The 18,549-nt window shown below is 71.0% G+C and carries 16 protein-coding genes; 6 read left to right on the top strand and 10 right to left on the bottom strand.

The features are described 5' to 3' along the window. Positions 1-176 precede the first annotated feature (176 nt). The 3 genes from ACGFNN_RS14920 (at position 177) to ACGFNN_RS14910 (ending at position 3,682) form a co-directional block, all read left to right on the top strand. Entirely contained in the window at positions 177-770 is a 594-nt protein-coding gene (locus ACGFNN_RS14920) for a Uma2 family endonuclease (protein WP_393555895.1), read from the top strand. Between the two features lie 128 nt (positions 771-898). Continuing rightward, positions 899-2,092: a low temperature requirement protein A gene (locus ACGFNN_RS14915; RefSeq protein WP_393555893.1), complete on the top strand. Its 1,194-nt coding sequence runs from the start codon at positions 899-901 to the stop codon at positions 2,090-2,092. A gap of 132 nt (positions 2,093-2,224) precedes the next feature. Continuing rightward, on the top strand, positions 2,225-3,682 hold the full coding sequence (locus tag ACGFNN_RS14910; RefSeq protein ID WP_393555892.1) for a hypothetical protein: 1,458 nt from the start codon (positions 2,225-2,227) through the stop codon (positions 3,680-3,682). Positions 3,683-3,764: 82 nt separating this feature from the next. On the opposite strand, the gene ACGFNN_RS14905 is transcribed toward ACGFNN_RS14910, so the two are convergent. The 10 genes from ACGFNN_RS14905 to ACGFNN_RS14860 all read right to left on the bottom strand — a co-directional run bounded on the left by ACGFNN_RS14905 (position 3,765) and on the right by ACGFNN_RS14860 (position 12,229). Further along, positions 3,765-4,118 carry a PRC-barrel domain containing protein gene (locus ACGFNN_RS14905; protein ID WP_393555890.1) on the bottom strand — a complete coding sequence of 118 codons (354 nt, stop codon included), beginning with the start codon at positions 4,116-4,118 and terminating at the stop codon, positions 3,765-3,767. Positions 4,119-4,319: 201 nt separating this feature from the next. Then, the gene (locus ACGFNN_RS14900; RefSeq protein ID WP_104787922.1) at positions 4,320-4,490 is read right to left on the bottom strand and encodes a hydrophobic protein; all 171 of its coding nucleotides are present in this window, start codon (positions 4,488-4,490) and stop codon (positions 4,320-4,322) included. A gap of 149 nt (positions 4,491-4,639) precedes the next feature. Next, positions 4,640-5,785, bottom strand: coding sequence for an SMI1/KNR4 family protein (locus tag ACGFNN_RS14895; RefSeq protein ID WP_393555888.1), 1,146 nt, complete (start codon positions 5,783-5,785; stop codon positions 4,640-4,642). An 85-nt stretch (positions 5,786-5,870) separates the two neighbouring features. Continuing rightward, complete coding sequence (locus ACGFNN_RS14890) at positions 5,871-6,593, bottom strand: hypothetical protein (protein WP_393555886.1); 723 nt, start codon at positions 6,591-6,593, stop codon at positions 5,871-5,873. Between the two features lie 17 nt (positions 6,594-6,610). Beyond that, the gene (locus ACGFNN_RS14885) at positions 6,611-8,497 is read right to left on the bottom strand and encodes an amidohydrolase (protein ID WP_393555884.1); all 1,887 of its coding nucleotides are present in this window, start codon (positions 8,495-8,497) and stop codon (positions 6,611-6,613) included. Continuing rightward, complete coding sequence (locus ACGFNN_RS14880) at positions 8,494-9,447, bottom strand: alpha/beta hydrolase (protein WP_393555882.1); 954 nt, start codon at positions 9,445-9,447, stop codon at positions 8,494-8,496. Before ACGFNN_RS14880 ends, ACGFNN_RS14885 begins: the two co-directional genes overlap by 4 nt. Positions 9,448-9,480: 33 nt before the next feature. After that, positions 9,481-10,311 (bottom strand): alpha/beta fold hydrolase, encoded by an 831-nt coding sequence (locus ACGFNN_RS14875; RefSeq protein WP_393555880.1) that lies wholly within the window; start codon positions 10,309-10,311, stop codon positions 9,481-9,483. Positions 10,312-10,359: 48 nt separating this feature from the next. Beyond that, positions 10,360-10,944, bottom strand: coding sequence for a Dps family protein (locus ACGFNN_RS14870; protein WP_393555878.1), 585 nt, complete (start codon positions 10,942-10,944; stop codon positions 10,360-10,362). A 117-nt stretch (positions 10,945-11,061) separates the two neighbouring features. Next, complete coding sequence (locus ACGFNN_RS14865; RefSeq protein WP_393555876.1) at positions 11,062-11,562, bottom strand: DoxX family protein; 501 nt, start codon at positions 11,560-11,562, stop codon at positions 11,062-11,064. A gap of 4 nt (positions 11,563-11,566) precedes the next feature. Next, the gene (locus ACGFNN_RS14860) at positions 11,567-12,229 is read right to left on the bottom strand and encodes a hydrolase (RefSeq protein ID WP_362541459.1); all 663 of its coding nucleotides are present in this window, start codon (positions 12,227-12,229) and stop codon (positions 11,567-11,569) included. Positions 12,230-12,472: 243 nt separating this feature from the next. Here ACGFNN_RS14860 and ACGFNN_RS14855 point away from each other — a divergent pair, with 243 nt between their 5' ends. The 3 genes from ACGFNN_RS14855 to ACGFNN_RS14845 all read left to right on the top strand — a co-directional run bounded on the left by ACGFNN_RS14855 (position 12,473) and on the right by ACGFNN_RS14845 (position 18,498). Continuing rightward, positions 12,473-14,752 (top strand): ATP-binding protein, encoded by a 2,280-nt coding sequence (locus tag ACGFNN_RS14855; RefSeq protein WP_393555874.1) that lies wholly within the window; start codon positions 12,473-12,475, stop codon positions 14,750-14,752. Between the two features lie 245 nt (positions 14,753-14,997). Next, on the top strand, positions 14,998-16,005 hold the full coding sequence (locus ACGFNN_RS14850; RefSeq protein WP_393555872.1) for a helix-turn-helix domain-containing protein: 1,008 nt from the start codon (positions 14,998-15,000) through the stop codon (positions 16,003-16,005). A 216-nt stretch (positions 16,006-16,221) separates the two neighbouring features. Beyond that, the gene (locus ACGFNN_RS14845; protein ID WP_393555870.1) at positions 16,222-18,498 is read left to right on the top strand and encodes an ATP-binding protein; all 2,277 of its coding nucleotides are present in this window, start codon (positions 16,222-16,224) and stop codon (positions 18,496-18,498) included. Positions 18,499-18,549 lie beyond the last annotated feature (51 nt).

Below are 18,549 nucleotides of genomic sequence, written 5' to 3'. Positions count from 1 at the left end.
GGAAGGTGGGATGACGGACGACGGGCGTCCGGTTCCCGGGCGGGGTCGCTCGGGGGAGCCGCCGGTGGCTTACTGCGGGCGTCACACGATCGTGGGAGCTTTGCGGGGGCGGAGGATCGCCGCTGGTGAGTTGGGCTACGCTCCCCGCGCACGGCCACAGGAGGAGGCACCCGCGAATGGCCGAGTGGAACAGGGGCGCGGATGTCCGGCTGTGGGACAACCTGCTGAGTGTCTGGCAGGTGCTGGACGTCCCCGAGGGGTGGCGCGCCGAGATCGACGACCTGCGGATCGTCATGACACCACCGCCGCATGCGCACCACAACGGAATCGCGGCACAGGTGCAGCGGACGCTCTATTCGGATCTGCCCGAGGAACTGGGTATCTACCAGAGGCTCGGTGTGCACATCGCCCCGCTCGACAAGCTGTACGTTCCAGACCTCCTTGTGATGCCGATAGACCTGATCGCGGCCGCCGACCCGGAGACGAGCGATCTGCTGGACGCCTCGGAGGCGTTGCTGATCGTGGAGATCACCTCCAAGGGAAACGCCCGCGAGGACAGGACGAAGAAGTACCGCGCCTACGCGCGCGGCGGAGTCCCGATGTATCTGCTGATCGACCGGTTCGACACCCGCGGTGCGATGGCCACGCTGTTCACCGAGCCGAACGAGGACGGCACGTACAAGCACAGCGAAGCCGTGCCGTTCGGGAAGCCGCTGCCGCTGCCCGCGCCCTTCGACGTCACCCTGCTCACGGACGACTTCCCGGGCTGATCCGTCCACGCCTACCGCTTGGGGACGTAGACGTGCACCCGGACGATGCTGCACCTGCGGGTCCGCCTCGCCTGGGGCATCGTGGCACCGAGCCACCGGGTGCGGTGCCGGCGAAAGGCGTCAGGCTGATGACGGACGAGAACCCCCTGGGCGCAGGGCACGGACGAGCCGTCAGTGCCCTGACCCGTATGACGGCGCGTGACCGCCATGAGCCGCACCGGGCCGCCACTCCGCTGGAACTGCTGTTCGACCTGTGCTTCGTCGTCGCGGTGGCCCAGGCCGGTGCGCGCCTCGTCCACGCCTTGGCGGAGGGGCACCCCGCGCAGGGCACCACCGGCTACCTGTTCGTGTTCTTCGCCATCTGGTGGGCGTGGGTGAACTTCACCTGGTTCGCCTCCGCCTACGACTGCGACGACGTCCCCTACCGCCTGGCCACTCTGGTGCAGATGTCGGGCGTCCTGGTCCTGGCGGCCGGAATTCCGCGCGCGTTCGACGAGTCCCAGTACGCCGTGGCGATCACCGGATACCTGATCATGCGGGTGGCGCTCACCCTTCAGTGGCTGCGGGCGGCGCACGGCGAGACCGGAGCGGCGAGAACCGCCGCCCTGCGCTACGCGGCGGGGCTGGTGGTGGTGCAGGTCGCCTGGGTCGTGCTTCTGCTGCTGCCCGACGATGCCTGGACCTGGGGGTTCGTCCTGCTGGTCGCTGCCGAACTCGCGGTGCCCGCCTTCGCCGAGCACCGCCACCGAACTCCCTGGCATCCGGCCCACATCGCCGAACGCTACGGCCTGTTCACGATCATCATGCTCGGCGAGACCATCGCGGCGGCGACCGTGGCCGTGCGAACGGCCCTGGACGAATCAGCGGCCCTGGACATGCTGCTCCCGATCGCGGCGGGAGGGCTCGTCCTCGTCTTCGCCGCCTTCTGGATCTACTTCGCGGTGCCGATCCACCAGTACCTCACCTCCAACCGGCAGGCGTTCGTATGGGGGTACGGCCACTACCTGATCCTGGGTTCCGCCGCGGCGATCGGCGCCGGCCTGGAGGTCGCCGTCGAGCAGGCCACTCACCACGCCCACATCTCCACGCTCGCGGCCTCCCTCGCCGTCACCGTGCCCACCGCTCTTTTCATGATCACTGTGTGGCTGCTGCACGCACGCCACTTCAAGCAGGGCAGAGCTCAACAGCTGGTGCTGCCGATCGGCGCCCTCCTGGTGCTCGCAGCCGGCTTCGCCGGGCACTGGGCGGTCCCCCTGGCCGGCCTGGCGGCAGCCTGCACCGTCGCCGCAGGCGTCGGTCTGGCCAACGCACGAGCCCGGTAGTCACGGGCCGGCCACAGGAGAAGCGCCGGGATCGTCTCGTCCGAAGCCGGACGAGCAGGAACAGGCACACGCCTCTGCCCCGCGACCAAGTCACCGGCCCCCGGATCAGGGATCGCCTGCCATCATGAGCCGGTGTCCACGTCTGCCGGCCTTCCCGTCCTGACTCGACAGCGACTCGGACAACTGCTGCCAGGACTCGCCGGTAACCCCTCCGCACCACCGGCCGTCATCGTTCGACTCGTGGCGGCCGAGGGCGCTCGGGGGGTGCTGGTGCAACGCCGTGACCTCTCACCTGAGGCCGCGGTGATCCTCGCCACCGTCCCCGAGGCGCACCTGCGTTCGGATCTCGCGGCGAACCCGGGCATTCCGCGCTCGGTGCAGGACGTCCTCGCCCGCGACGCCGACCCGAAGGTGCGCATGCGACTGGCGGAGGGGGCCGAGTTCTTCACCACGGTCGGCCTGCACGGGATCAAGTACCCGGCGCCGCTCCCGCACGACCTGTACGAACTCCTCGCCCGTGATCCTGAGCCCATGGTCCGGCGCGCCCTGGCCTTCAACCGGCAGCTCCCGGACGATCTCCGGATCATGCTGCTCGACGACCCGGACGGGCGAACGGCAGGCATCGCCGCCACCGAATGGCCCTCCGTGCCGGTCGGCAGGATCACCCAACTGCTCGATTTCACCGGTTCATTCGGTCAGCAGCTCCTTCTGGGTCGACTCGACGGCCCACTTCCGGCCGAGACGGCGCATGCCTTGCTCGCCGGCATCGACGCCGCAGCCGCCGACGGCGAGGACCCTGACACGGACCTGTTGTGCCGCATCGCGAAAGTCACCTCACTGACGCCGGAGTTGACCGCGAGATTCCTCGCCGGCGCACAGTTGCGTGCGGCGGTTGCGGGCAACGCGACGCTGCCACCCGAGCTCGTCGCGGAGCTGGCGAACGATCCGGACAACGGCGTACGAGCGGCGATCGCCGTGCGCCGCGGACTCGAACCGGCTCTGCGCGAGTCCATACCCGTCGAGTACGACGACCGGAGCAGCGCGGTCGTCGACTGGCTGCTCTCCGACGACCTGTCGCGGGACGATCTGGTGGCACTGGCCGGAAGCCGTCACCAGATTCTGCGCAAGACACTCGCCATGCGTCCGGATCTGCCGGACGAGGCGGTCCAGGTCCTCGCGGAGGACGAGAGCTTCGCGGTACGCCTCTTCGTCTGCGAGCGTCAGCCGAACGCCCCCGCCCGGCTGCTGGCCCGTACCGCCGATGAGTGGGCCGGTTACAGCCGATGGGACCTGCTCGCCCACAAGAACTTCCCCGGCGACGCCGCGGTTCGCCTGACCCGCTCCGCGGATCCTGCCGACCGGGCCGTGGCGGCCGCCCATCCCGGCCTGCCGGCCGAGACGCTCGATGCTCTCCTGGCCGACGGCGATGCCACCGTGCGGCGCCGGGCTGCCGCCAATCCCGCCCTTGGTCCTGGGCGGGTGGTCGAGCTGCTCGCGTCCTCAGACCCCGCGGTCGCGGCAGCGGCCGCCGGTAATCCCGTACTGCCGGTGACCGCGATGCTGGGCATCGCCGACCAGGCGGGTCTGTGACGCCGGAGCGGGGCTCCCGCGCACGACAGCGAGGCCGGCTCCAGGGGAGCCGGCCCGGCCTCTGCGCATCGTTCCCTGAGGGTCACATGATGCGGTAGCTGTCGTAGTAGCCGCCGACCTGGGCGTGGTAGCCCGGGTTGCCCGCATGCTTGTGCTTGTCGAACTCCGGGGAGTCCTTGATCTGGGCCTTCGTCAGATCGACGTGCACCGTGTGGCTCTCCAGGTCGATCGCCTTGACGGTGCCGGCCGGCAGCAGGACGTCCTTGCCGAAGATCCACACTCCGGTGTCGACGACGAGATAGGCGGAGCCCACTTCGTCGGAGTGCTTGTCGACCTTTCCGATGGTTCCGTCCGTCGCCTCGACCGAGTATCCGGTCAGATCGGCGCCCGCGGTGTGACCGCTGGAAGGCTGGTAGCCCCACAGGTTGTCACTCATGAATTGGCTCCTTCCTCGACGGGTTCGATCGGTGCGGCTGTTCTCACCTGACCGTTGGTAATGGGTGGTGAGTGCCGCTCGATATTCGCCTGCCCGCGTAATTCCGGTCCATGCGCGGGGATTCGGCGTAGTCACGGAAAACGCGGGTGGGGCGGGGCCCGAAGGTCCCGCCCCACCCGCGTATGTGCTGGTCGTGGCTGTTTACCAGCGGTACCAACGGCCACGCTTGCCGCCACTTGCCGCCGGCCGGACGAAGAATCCGATGAGCCATACGACGAGCACGATCACTGCGATCCACCAGAGTGCCTTGAGTGCGAAACCGGCACCGAAAAGGATCAGGGCGAGCAGAAGAACGAGAAGCAGGGGAACCATAGTTATCAACCTCCGAGGCATCTGGTGCCCTGCGATTTTCCGATTACACACACCTTCTTCTCGGAGGTGCCCACCGCGTGTGTTCTGGGTGCCCGGGCCCTGGTCGCGGAGTCCGGTACGACCTACCGGCGGCAGCCAGGTCCCCGGGGTCAGTCCTGGTCCGGGGCGTACTGGGCCGCGTACCAGCTGGAGTCGATGGCCGGGTTCCTCAGGGTGCCCCAGAAGCGGTCGTCAGGTATCGGCGGCAGAGGTGGGCTGCCCAGGTCCTCGTGCAGATCCGCACGCCAGTCGGGAGTGAAGTGGCTTCGGAGCTCCGCGCTCTCGCACACCGACCTGTAGGGGGACCCCCAGATCCCGAGAGCCATCCTCTCCGCTGCCCACCTGTGAGTGGCCACGCGACCGGTGTCGGCCTGCGCGAGTACCGACCGGAGCCGCAGAACGAACGGGTCGGCCTGATCCGGCCGTGGTGCGGGCAGCCCCTGCTCCTGTGCGTCCAGGGCGGCCCTGACTTCCGGGTAGTCGTTCAGGCCCGTTTCGACCGCCAGTCTGCGCAACTGCTTCCGTGCGGCCTCGGCCACCCGCTCGTACGGCAGGACGGCTATCAGCGCCCCCAGTTCCTCGTGTCCGTCCAGGTGGCTCACGTGGAGGACGTCCGTGGGGCTGAAGGACAGTTCCAGCTCGGGCAGTTGCTCGTCCGGTGCGGGGAGCGGTCCGTCGGCACCGAGCTTCGGCCTGGCAGGCCGAGGCGTCTCCCAGAGCAGTCGGCCGTTGAACGTGACGACACCGGCTTCCTGGCCGCGTCCGAGCGTGTCGGCCAGCTCGGCCAGATACCCGCCCAGCGAGTCGGCGTTCCCGAAACGGGTGCCGGTCTCGTCGAAGAACCGTCCGACCGCACCGAACGACACGCGTCCGGTACGGCAGTCCACCAGCAGGCCGTCCGACGTCGAGTCGTAGGACCCGAACTTCACGTATTCGTGGAGCCAGTAGTCCTCGTCCTCCCCGTCCGGGCCTTGGTCGACGGCGCGCATGAAACCGGTGTCCCCGAGCAATCCACCCAGTCCGAGAAGCCGGTCGCCGGTGCTGAAACGGAACGCCGCGGGTCCCTCCAGTGCCCCGTTGTGCCGGAGGAGTGAGGAGACCAGGTCCGGAGGGAAGGTGACACCGAGTTCCTCCTGGGCTGCCGCGATTTCCTCAATTTCCGCAGGCGGCAGAAGCGTGGCGAGGGTGCGGGGCGCGTGCTCACTCAGCCACGTGTCGATGCGAGTCCAGGAGTCCTGGACGAGGTCTGCTGACATGGGCCCGACCCTACGGGCTGACCCGTGACACCAGGGGGGTGTCGTCACGGCCGTCGCAGGGCAGTGACGACACCCCCGGGGTGCCTCACAGCGTGCGACGCACCCCCGCCTGCCGTTCCAGGTTGCGCAGTTGTACGGAGAGGTCGCCCTCGACTGCGGTGTGGGCGGGGCCGCTGCGGCCGATGGGGAGCACTTCCTCGCTGCGTACGTCCTCCAGCAGCAGGGCGAACGCCGCGTAGGCGGCCACCAGCGCCACCAGGATGCCGAGACCCCCGGAGGTGTACCGAAGCCAGTCGGCTTCGGTCAGCCCGGACAGCCCGGTGGCCGCCCAGCGAGGCAGGGAGGCCACGATCACGAACCACAGAGCGCGCTTCGGCCGGGTGACGGCGGCCATCAGCGCCCCGAAGCACAGGAGGGTCAGGTTGAAGACGGCGAGTACGCGGGTCCCCCCGGCGGACCCGGTGCCGAGGACGAGGGCGTAGGCCAGCCAGCTGCTCGCGAAGGTCCCCATGAGGGTCGCCGCGATCACGTCCCGGGCACCGAAGGCCAGGTAGCTGACCAGGAGCTGGAGGAAGAAGGCGGGCAGCACGCACAGGGCGACGGCTTGGCGGTCCGCAGCCTCGAAGACGTCGAGTTGCAGGCAGGCCGTCATCACGGAGGCGATCGCCACGGTGAAGAAGCCCAGCGGCATCGGTGAGGCGATGGGGCGCAGGTTGATACGGGTCATGGACCGGAGGTCCGCTTCGAAGCGGCGGCCCGGGAGGGTGCCCGTGGAGTGGTCCGGCTCTGTGCCGGCCGAGGTGGTCATACGAGGCTTTCCCTTGGTCAGTGGAGGAAGCAGGGGTCGAGGAACGGCGGTGGGGTGTCGGGGGTGAGGCCGCGCGCGACGCGCCACAGCCGGTGTTCGTCGGACTCGGCGACCGCGTCGGCCATCAGATCGGCCTGGGCCGCTCCGGCGGAGCGGTAGCCACCGAAGTGGGCCACCGGGCTCCACAGCGGGCTGACCGGCGGGACGGGCTCGTCGAGTCCGGCGTACTCGGCGGCGGCGTGGACGATCCGGCCGCCGACGACGGTGAGCACGGACTCGATGTCGGGGATGACGGCCTCGGGCACGGTCAGGTAGTCGTCGGACAGGATCGCCAGGTCGCCGTAATAGCCCTCCCGGAGGATGCCCTTGACGTCCTGCTCGCCGGTCAGTTGGGCGCCTCCCCGGGTGTAGAGACCGAGGGCGGTCTCCCGGTCGATCAGGTTCTCCGCCGGGTACAGCGACGTGCCGCCGACGGTGCGGCCCGTCACCAGCCAGTGGAGTGCGACCCACGGGTTGTACGAGGAGACGCGCGTGGCGTCCGTCCCCGCGCCGACCGTCAGGCCGCGGTCCAGCATCGCCCGCACCGGAGGGGAGTGCGCGGCGGCCTCCGCGCCGTAACGGTCGAGGAAGGCGGTGCCCTGGAAGGACATCCGGTTCTGGACGGACAGCGCGCCGCCGAGCGCGGCGATCCGGTCCAGGCTGTGCGCCGAGACGGTCTCGGCGTGGTCGAAGAGCCAGCAGTTGCCGCCGGGGAACAGCCCTTCGGTGGCCAGCTTCTCGAAGACGTCCAGGTCGCGGCGGATCGTCTCGTCGTAGGTCGCGTGGAGGCGGAAGCCCCAGCCGTTCTCCATGAGCAGCCGGACCGCCTGCTCGAACTCGGCCTCGTAGCCTTCGGATAGCTCGGGGCGGGGCTCGGAGAAGTTCTCGAAGTCGGCGGCGGCCCAGGTCAGGTTCTCCCCGGCGCCGTTGAGGCGTAGCCACTCGTCGCCGTCCCCGGGCTTGACCGTCTCGGTCCAGCGCCTGAGGTCGGCGAGTTCCTGCCCGGCGGTCTGCGGGAAGAGGTGGTAGGCGATCCGCAGCGACAGCTCCCCGGACTTCGCCAGGTCGATGACGGTGGCGTAGTTGTCGGGGAAGTTCTGGAATCCGCCGGCGGCGTCGACTGCCGAGGTCAGCCCGAAGCGGTTGAGTTCACGCAGGAAGTGCCGGGTGGACGTCCGCTTGTCCGCCTCGTCCAGGGCGGGTGCCTTGGCCAGGGTGGAGTACAGGATGAGGGCGCTCGGGGCCGCGAGGAGGACCCCGGTGGGCTCTCCGTCCCGGCCGCGTACGATCTGCCCGCCGCGCGGGTCGGGTGTCTCACGGGTGAAGCCTGCCGCCTGCACGGCGGCGCGGTTCATCAGCGCGGACTGGTAGAGGTGCAGGACGAAGACAGGAGTGTCGGGCGCGGCGGCGTTCAGCTCCGCCACCGTCGGCATCCGGCGCTCGGCGAACTGCTCGGCCGTCCAGCCTCCGACGACACGGATCCACTGGCCCTTGGGCGTACGGCCCGCCTGCTCGCGCAGCATGGCCAGGGCCTGGCGGAGGCTGCGGACACCGTCCCAGCGGAGTTCGAGGACGTAGTTCAGACCGCCTCGGATGACGTGCAGGTGTGAGTCGTTGAGCCCGGGTATCACCCGGCGGCCGAGCGCGTCGACGACCTCGGTCCCGGGGCCGATCAGGGCCGAGAGGGAGTGGTCGTCGCCGAGGGCGGCCACCCGGCCGTCGCGGATGGCGACGGCCTGGGCGGCGGGGCGGGCGGGATCGCCGGTGAACACCTTGGCGTTGCGGATCAGCAGGTCCGCAGGCCGGCCGTCCGGGACCGGGGCGGGGGCGACCCCCGCCACGGGCATGCTCGCGGGGCCGGTCATGCGAGGGCTCCGCGCAGGGTCCGCGTCGCGAGACCGATCGCGAGCTCGGCCCCGGGGGTCCCGCGGAGCGCGTTCAGCATCACGAAGTCGTGGATGACCCCCTGCACGCGCAGGGCCGTCACCGGTACGCCGGCCGCGCGCAGCCGCGCCGCGTACGCCTCGCCCTCGTCGCGCAGGACATCGGCCTCGGCGGTGATCACCAGGGCCGGCGGGAGGCCGGTCAGCTGGTCGAGGGAGGCGCGCAGCGGGGAGGCGGTGGGCTGCGCCCGCTCGGTCTCGTCGGTCGTGTACTGGTCCCAGAACCAGCGCATGGCGTCGCGGCGCAGGAAGTACCCCTCGGCGAACTGCTCGTAGGACTCGGTGCCGAAGGAGGCGTCGGTGACGGGGTAGAAGAGCACCTGGTGGGCGATGCGCACATCGCCGCGCTCCTTGGCCATGAGGGTGAGGGCGGCGCTCATGTTGCCGCCGACCGAGTCGCCCGCGACGGCCAGGCGCTGCCCGTCGAGGTTCTTCTGGTGGCCTTCGGTGGTGATCCAGCGGGCGACCGTGTAGTTCTGCTCGATGGCGACCGGGTAGCGGGCCTCGGGGGAGAGGTCGTACTCCGGGAAGACGACGGCCGCACCCGTCCCGACGGCGAGTTCGCGTACCAGCCGGTCGTGGGTGTGGGCGTTGCCGAAGACCCAGCCCGCGCCGTGGATGTAGAGGACCACGGGGAGGGGGCCGGTGATGCCGGCGGGGCGGACGATCCTGGTCCGGACGGTGCCCGTGGGGCCGCCCTGGACGGTGATCCACTCCTCCTCCACGGCGGGCAGCGGGACGCCTTCGCCGCTCTGGACGTCGTCGACGGCCTTGCGGCCGTCGGGCACGGGGATCTGGTAGAGGAACGGAGGCTGGGAGGTGGCTTCGGCGAACGCCTGGGCGGCGGCGTCCAGTACGGGCTGGTCGGGCATGTGGATCTCCTTGGTGGCGGGTGGATCGGTGGGTCAGGCGAGGAAGGCGAGCAGGGCCGCGTTGACCTCGTCGGCATGGGTCCACAGAAGGCCGTGCGGACCCCCGGGGATCACCTTCAGCTCGGCGCCGGTGATGCTCTTGGAGAGCGGGATCGCGGTGGCGCCGATCGGCAGGGTGCGGTCGGCGTCGCCGTGGATGATCAGCGTCGGGATGTCGAAGGCGGGCAGGTCCGCGCGGAAGTCGGTGAGCCAGGCCTGTACGCAGTCGAGCGTCGCCTTCGCTGAGGCACCGGCTGCGACGTTCCAACTGGCCTGGACCGCCTGCTCGCTGATGCGGTCGCCGCCCAGGACGTCCACGTTGTAGAAGTCGGCGAGGAAGTCCGTCATGAAGGCGAACCTGTCGGCGACGATCGCCTCCTCGATGCCCTTGAACACGCCGGCGTCGACACCGGTCGGGTTGTCGTCCGTCTTCAGCAGGAAGGGGGGAACGACGCCGATCATGGCGGCCCTGGCGACGCGTGCGGAGCCGTACGTGCCGAGGTAGCGGGTGACCTCGCCCGTACCCATGGAGAAGCCGACCAGGGTGACGTCGTCCAGGTCGAGGGCGGTGAGCACCTCGTTCAGGTCGGAGGCGAAAGTGTCGTAGTCGTAGCCGTCGGCGGGCTGGTCGGAGCGGCCGAAGCCGCGGCGGTCGTAGGTGATGACCCGGTGGCCCGAGGCGAGCAGGGCCGCGGTCTGCCGCTCCCAGGAGGCGCCGTTCAGCGGCCAGCCGTGGATCAGTACGACCGGGCGGCCGGTGCCGTGGTCCTCGTAGTAGAGCTCGACGGGGGCCGAGTTGCCTTCGGCGACCTTGATGTAGGGCATGGTGTCTTCCTTGTTCGGGTTGGTGAGTCGGGGTGAGGGGGGCGCCTTTCAGGCGCGCACCAGGGGGGTGTCCACCAGGTGTTCGGCCAGGAACCACACCTGGGCCTCGCCGGTGCGGACCACCTGGGAGATCAGCAGGTCGTTGCTGCCCTCGTCGCCCTCGGTGGAGAGGCGGGCGGCGGCGTCGCGGGCGTCGGTCAGGATGCGCTCGTGCGCGTCGAGGAGACGCGACAGCATCACCGGCACCTGCTCGACGCCGTCGGGAGGCCGGGGAATCGAGGTCAGTTCCGCCACGTGGCGGGGGTCTCCGACGGCCACGCCGCCCAGGGACTGGACCCGTTCGGCCAGCGCGTCCACGATCGCCAGCTGCTCGTCGGCGTGCTTGTCGAGCATCAGGTGGAGCGAGTAGAAGGTCGCCCCGCGCATCAGCCAGTGGTGCTTCTTGTAGAGGGAGTACAGGATCTGCGTGTCGGCGAGCAGGTGGTTCAGCCGCTGACAGGCGTAGAGCCGGGTGTCGTGGCCGAGTCCGATCGGGAGCTGCTTGAGCGTGCCGAACGGCTGGGTCTCCTCGCCGGTCTGGTGCAGGAGGGGCTGTCCGCCGTCACGGTGGGGTGCGGTCGTGGGCGCTTGCATCGATGACTCCGATTCGGGTGCTGACGGGTGTCCGGTCGGCACGGGGTGGAGAAGTGGTGGCCCGCCCGCTCGGGCAGGGGAGAGCGCCGGGCGGGCGGGCCGGCTCGGGGCGGTCGCTCAGCGCCGTACGGGCGCCGGTTCGCGGTGGAGTACGAGGCGGGCCAGCAGCCCGCTGCCGGCACCGGCGGCCAGGACAACGGCCGTCCACCACAGGGGGAACGGCGTGAGGCCGATGACGGCGTCGACGGACCAGGCTCCGGGTCCGGTGGCGGCGAGGGCCACGGCGGCTCCGATCAGGACGAGCGGGTACTCGTAACCGTCGTTCTGCACCCAGAGCCCGTTGCGCCACTTCACGGTGGCGGCGACCGTCATCACCCCGACGGTGCCGGTCGCGGCGAGCGGGGTGAGGAGACCGGCGGCGAGCAGCAGGCCGGAGCCGATCTGGCCGCCGCCCGCGGCGAGCGCGGTGAGGACGCCGCCCCGGAAGCCGTCGGCGCGGAACTCCTCGGTCCCGCCGTCGAGTCCACGGCCGCCCAGGTGGAAGCTGACCTTCTGGACTCCGTGCCCGGCGACGAGCAGGCCCACCAGCAGACGCAGGATCAGAATGCCGGTGTCCACGGGGTCAGCCCGCCGCGTGCTCGCCGATGACGGACTGCGCGTAGACGACGCCCAGACCGTACGCGCCCGCGTGCTCCTTGACGATGTCCATCACGGCGCCGTACGTCTCCTGGCGCGCCCAGTCGCGCTGGAGCTCCAGGAGGACCTGCACCCAGGTCACCGGGACCGCGCCGGCGGCGATCATCCGCTGCAGGGCGTGCTCGTGGGCGGCGGGGCTGACGCCGCCGGAGGCGTCGGAGACGACGTACACCTCGTACCCCTGCTCCAGGGCGGAGAGCGCGGGCAGCACCAGGCAGACCTCGGTCCACAGTCCGGACAGGACGATCTTGCGGCGGCCGGTCGCCTTGACCGCCGCGACGAGGGCCTCGTCCTCCCAGGCGTTCATCGACGTACGGTCGATGATGTCGGCCTTCGGGAACACCTCGGCCAGCTGTGGGAGGAGGGGGCCGGAGAAGGACTCGGCGGCGACCGTCGTCAGGACGGTCGGCACGTCGAAGGCGCGGGCCGCCTTGGCGAGTCCGACGGTGCTGTTGATGATCGCGGCACGGTCGCCGCTGCCGGTGCCGAAGAACATCTGCGGCTGGTGGTCCACGAAGAGCATGACCGCGTTGTCGGGGGTGATCAGGTCGGCGCTGGGGGCGGCCTGCACCTTGGTGATGTCGAACATGGCTGTCCTCTCGGAACGGTCGGTGTGTGTGCGCCCGCTGCGTTCTCAGGGCCGGGCACGGTCCGAAGCTACGAGGGGACCCGGGTGCCGGTGTTTCTCCCCGTGCACGAGGGCTAGCCCCTCAGCGCACTGCCGGGCCGGACGCCTGTGGTGCCGACCGCCGTGGGCCAGGAAACCGTCATTTACATCTTTTATGATCATTCCCCTGGGGGGTTGGGGCGGCTCCGCCGAGACGGCGGGGCCATGAGTCCGGGAGTGGACCAGGTGGTGGAAGAGGGGCGGGAGGCGTTCGGTGCGCTGCTCCGGGAGCTGCGGCTCGCCAGGTCGCTGACGATCGAGGGGCTGTCCGAGGCCTCGGGAATCAGCGTCAGGGGCATCGGGGACCTCGAACGCGACCGCAGGGCCGCGCCGCAGCGACGCACGGTCGCCGCGCTGGCGAACGGACTGGCCCTGGGCGAACCGGAACGGGAACGGCTGCTGGCCGCCGCGCGTACCGGGCGTGGTACGTCCTACCGCCCGGTCGGAGTGAGCTCCTTCCCGCGAGGCGTCGACGACTTCACCGGCCGGGAAAGGGAGTTGGCCGTGCTCACCGGACTCGCGCGGGAAGTGGGGGCGGGGCCGGCCGTGGTCGCCGTCTCCGGTGCACCCGGCGCGGGGAAGACGACCCTGGCGCTGCACGCCGCGAGGCGGGTCGCCGGTGAGTTCCCGGACGGTCAGCTGATGGTGGACCTCAGGGGCACGCACGACTCCCCGCCCGGCCCGGCCGAACTGATCATCACCGTGCTGAAGGCTCTGGGAACACCGGACAGGGAGCTGTCGAAGGCCGGGCCCCAGGGCCACGCGGCGCTCTACCGGCAGGTGATAGCGGACCGGCGGATGCTGCTCGTGCTGGACAACGTCGCGGACGAGACCCAGGTACGCCAGCTGCTGCCGGGAGCCGGCGCGACCCTGACCGTGGTGACGAGCCGGCGGATGCTGACCGGCCTGGAGGGCGTCCACAGGCTGTGGCTGGGCCAGCTCGACCCGGAGGACGCCGAAAGCCTGCTGGCCTCCATCGTGGGAACCGGGCGGACGGCGGCGGAGCCGGCCGCTCTGGCGGAAGTCGCCGAACGCTGCGGATACCTGCCGCTGGCTCTGCGGATCGCTGGCAACCTGCTGGTCACCAGGACCGGCTGGACCGTGCGACGACTCGCCCAGCGGCTGGCGGAGGAGGACCGGCGACTCGGTGTGCTGTCCGCGGGCGACGTGCGGGTGGAAGCCGCCTTCGACCTGTCGTACCGGCAGCTGACCCCGGACGCGGCGCGCATGTTCCGGCTGCTGACCCTGGTTCCCGGGCCTGACGTCGGCCCCGCGTCCGCCGCCCGGCTCACCGGCCAGGATCCGTTCGACGCCGAGGACACCCTGGAGGACCTGGTCGAAGCCGGACTGCTCGGGGCGAGGGGAAGCGGATACCGGCTGCACGACCTCCTGCACCTCTACGCCCGGGCCCGGCTGGGCGAGGACGAGCCGGCGGACGCCGTGGAACGTTCGCGTGGAGAGCTGTACCGGTGGCTGCTGGACACGGCCGTGGTGGCCGGCCGCTGGTACGACCCCGACTACGGCGCACCGTCGGACGGCCGGCAGGGCACGGTTGACCTGTCGAGCGCCGAACGCGCCAGGGAGTGGCTCCAGGCGGAAGGCGTCAACTGGCTCACCGCCCTCCGCGCCGCGTCGGTGGAGGGCCGTCACGCCGACGTGGTGGAGGTCGCGGAGGCGCTGCACTGGTTCTCGGACCAGTGGATCTTCTGGGGCCACTGGGGCGAGGTGTTCGGACGGGCGGTCAGTTCGGCCGAGGCACTCGGCGACCCGCTGGCGGAGGCGACCCAACTGAACTATCTGGCCTGGGCGGTGCTGTTGTGCGAGGCGCGCCCCCGGGAGAGCCTGGCCGTCTCGGCCCGGGCCCGGGAGGTGGCCGTACGAGCGGGTGACCTGGTGCAGCAGGCGTGGTCCCACCAGTACAGCGGATGGGCTCACCGGCTGCTGGACGAGATCGGGGAGGCCTTCCGCCACGTCGACGAGGCGACCGCCCTGTTCACACGCGCCGATGAGGTCCACGGGCTGCTGCAGGCCCTCCTGCACCGAGTCCTGCTCTTCGAGCGCGCGGGACAGGCGGAGAAGGCCCTCGACGCCTGCTGGGAGACTCTGGGCGTGGTCGAGGAGAATCTGGGTCGGCTCGCGCCGCACATCGCTGCCTTCACCATGATCGGAGTCCAGGCGAGCATGGGCACCGCGCTTGATGGCCTGGGCCGCTGGAGCGAGTCCGCGGAGCGGTTCGGCATGGCGCTCGCCCTCGCCCAGGAGACGGGAAACACGGCGCTGCAGAGCCGCCAGTTGGTGAAACTCGGCGACGCCCTGCGGGCCGCGGGCCGCGTCGACGAGGCGCGTGACTGCTTCGAGCGCTGCGTGCGCCTCGGCCAGGACGCCGATCCGCAGCGGGTGCGTACGGCGCGCGAGCGGCTCGCGCAGCTGGACTCCGCCGGGTGATGCCGTCTTTCTGCCTGTCTTCTGCCTGGAGTGTCCGGGCGCCGACTGGTTCGCTGTCCCTGGGTGGGGAAGGGCGGCTCCGATGCCGCCAGGCCAGGGCCGCACGGCACACGAGCGCCGTGCGGCATGGGGGGATCCATGCGTGACCGGGTGACGACGGCGTCACCCGGCATCCGCTCCTGACCAGCCGTGCGTACCGCGGCACACAGGCCTCAGCCCAGAGCACCGTGTGGAGATGCAGCCAGGTGAGCCAGGTTTCGCTGACAGAGACGGTTTCCTGCGACGACGGACGAAGACGGTGGCGCGCCGCCGTCGAAGGGGTGCTGGGTTCGGTGGGTGTCACCACGGGCGGACGGGGGGACGTCAGCGCGCGGTCCCGCACCACCCAGGTGGGGTTCGTGCGGGTGAGTGACCTGGAGGCGGATACCGGCGGTGTCCACCGGACGCGGGCGCACATCGCCGAAGACACCGAACCCTTCGCCGTCTTCGGCGTCCAGGAACGTGGCACCTCGGTCCTCACCCAGGCCGGCAGGACGGTCACCGCCGGACCGGGGACGCTGTTCCTGTGGGATGCGAGCGCCCCGTACACCCTGGAACACCCGACGGCGTTCGCGACGCGCATCGTGCGTCTGCCACGTCGCGTCCTGGCGGCCGGGGACACCCGTGCGCAGGCGGGCGGAGCGGTCGTACCCACCACGGCCGGGCTCGGTCTCGCCCTGAGAGCCCTCCTGGACACGCTGGTCACGGCCGAAGGTCCGCGCTCTGCGTCGATCGCCGACCTGTCAGCGGAGGGTGTCGCGAACCTCTTCTGCGCCCTCGTCGCCGAACGCGAGCGGATGTCCGGGACCGGCCGTGCGGACACCGCCACCGACGATCCCCGCCGCCAGCTGCTGGCCAGGATCCGCGCCCACATCGACGACCACCTCGCCGATCCGGAACTCTCGCCGGGCACGGTGGCACAGGCGCACCACATCTCCGTGCGTTACCTGCATCGCCTCTTCGAGGCGGAGGGCGTCACGGTGGCTCGCTACATCAGACGGCGTCGGCTGGAACGGTGCGCACGCGAGCTGGCCCGCCGGAGCGTGTCACCTCCGACCGTCTCCTCGATCGCCCAGCGGTGGGGATTCGTCAGTCCGGCGCACTTCAGCCGGATGTTCCGAGCTGTTCACGGTCACTCGCCCGTGGAGTGGCGCGCCCTTCGCACGTCTGCCTCCCTGGACGCCGCCGCCCTCGGGGACGGGCCCGAGACCTGACCCAGGGCCGCCCTGTCACGGCCGGCCGGAGCCGCCGGCGCGAGGGCACCAGTGGTCTTGCCCCCTCGACGTGCTGCTCGAACTCTGGGGACCCGGGCGACGGTGCCCGGCCCGTGGACACCGCCCCTCCGGGAGGCGCCCGCCTTTTATGATCATTCCTCCGATATGGGGGAGTTCCGGCTGTGGCACCGGGATCAGGATCAGGGGAGGGCGCGCGTGAGCGGGCAGGTGGCTTTCGGGGCGTTGCTGCGGGAGCTGAGAGTGGCCAGGTCGCTGACGATCGAGGGGCTGTCCGCGGCCTCGGGTGTCAGCGTCCGCGGCATCGGTGACCTGGAACGCGAGCGGAGGGCCGCGCCTCAGAGGCGTACGGTCGCCGCGCTCGCGAACGGGCTGGCGCTGGAGGCACCGGAGCGGGAACGGCTGCTGGCCGCCGCGCGCGCCGGCCGTAGCGCGTCCGACCGGCCGGCGGGCGTGCGCTCCTTCCCACGCGGGGTCGACGACTTCACCGGTCGGGACCGGGAGGCGGCCCTGCTCGCCGAGCTGGCGGAGGAGTCCCGGGACCGGCCGGTCGTGGTGTCCGTCTCAGGTGCTCCCGGTGCGGGGAAGACCACCTTGGCGCTGCACGCCGCGAGACGTCTGGCCGAGGATTTCCCGGACGGCCAGCTCCTCGTGGACCTCCGGGGCACGGACGACTCCCCACCTGGTCCGGCCGAGCTGATCGTCACCGTGCTGAAGGCACTCGGCACTCCGGACCGCGAATTGGCCAAGGCCGGAGCGCACGGGCACGCGGCGCTGTACCGGCAGGTACTCGCGGACCGGCGGCTGCTGCTCGTCCTGGACAACGTGCGCGACGAGGCGCAGGCCCGCCCGCTGCTGCCGGGGGCGGGCTCGGTGCTGACCGTGATGACGAGTCGGCGGATGCTCACCGAGCTGGAGGGTGTCCACCGGCTGTGGCTCGGGCAACTCGCCGCGGAGGACGCGGGGAAGATGCTGGCGTCCATCGCCGGAACCGAGCGCGCCGCGGCTGAGCCGGCCGCTCTGGCCGAGGTCGCCGAACGCTGCGGATACCTGCCGCTGGCGCTCCGGGTCGCGGGGAACCTGCTGGCCACCCGGACGGGGTGGACCGTGCGGCGGCTCGCGGACCGGCTGGCGCAGGAGGACCGGCGGCTCGACGTGCTGTCGGCGGGCGACGTCCGGGTGAAGGCGGCGTTCGACCTGTCGTACCGGCAGCTGACGCCCGTGGCGGCCCGGATGTTTCGCTCGCTGACACTGATCCCCGGTCCGGACACCGGCGTCGCCTGCGCGGCCGTGCTGACCGGCCAGGATCATTACGCCACCGAGGACACCCTGGAGGAACTGGTCGAGGCTGGGCTGCTCGGCGCGGAGGGCAGCCGCTACCGGCTGCACGATCTCCTGCACCTCTACGCTCGCGTCCGGCTGTCGGAGGACGAGCCGGCGGACGCCGTGGAACGTTCGCGTGGAGAGCTGTACCGGTGGCTGCTGGACACGGCCGTGGTGGCCGGCCGCTGGTACGACCCCGACCACGGCGCACCGCCGGACTCCTGGCGCGGGACCGTCGACCTGTCGGATGCGGAACGCGCCAGGGAATGGCTCCAGGCAGAGGGGGGCAACTGGCTCGTGGCGCTTCGCGCGGCCTCGGAGGAGGGCCGTCACGCGGTTGTGGTGGAGGTTGCCGAGGCGCTGCACTGGTTCTCGGACCAGTGGATCTTCTGGGGCCACTGGGGCGAGGTGTTCGGCCTGGCGGTGCGTTCGGCCGAGGCGCTCGGGGACGTGCGTGCCCAGGCTGCCCAGCTGAACTATCTGGCCTGGGCGGTGCTGTTGTGCGAGGCGCGCCCCCGGGAGAGCCTGGCCGTCTCGGCCCGGGCCCGGGAGGTGGCCGTACGAGCGGGTGACCTGACGCAGCAGGCATGGTCCCACCAGTACAGCAGCTGGGCTCACCGGCTGCTGGGTGAGACGGACGGGGCCTTCAGCCACGCCGAAGCCGCGCAGGGCCTCTTCGATCGCGCCGGTGATGTGCACGGCATGTTGCAGGCGTCGTTCAACCTTGCGCTGGTCTTCGAGGACGCGGGGCAGGCAGAGGAGGCGATCGCCGCCTTCCGTACCACCTTGGACGCCGTCGAGGCCTACGGGGACGGCATCGAGCCGCATGTCGCGGCACTGACCAGGTTCGGGGCGCACCAGGGAACCGGCAGCGCGCTGGGCAGACTGGGGCGCTGGCAGGAGGCGGTGGAGCACTTCGTCACGAGTCTCGCGCTCGCCAGGCAGATGAGGAATGCCGCGGTGGAGAGCCGCATCCTGCTGTTCCTCGGTGACGCGCTGCTGGCCACGGACCGGCCCGAGGAGGCACGCGGGTACTTCGAGTCCTGCTTGCGCCTGGGCCCCGACGCCGACCCGGAGAGGGTGGCCATGTCGCGGGAGCGGATCGCCGCGCTCGACGGCGGACACCACAGCCGGTGCCCGTCCGCGCGCTGATGCCCGGGCTCGCGCGTGGGCCCGGAGGCCCCCGGCCCCTGGATGCCCGTC

The sequence above is a fragment of the Streptomyces sp. NPDC048590 genome, from assembly GCF_043199535.1.
In the GTDB taxonomy this organism is placed as follows: domain Bacteria; phylum Actinomycetota; class Actinomycetes; order Streptomycetales; family Streptomycetaceae; genus Streptomyces.
The sequence above is the reverse complement of the archived record's forward strand: the minus strand, read 5'-3'. Positions and strand labels throughout refer to the sequence as shown.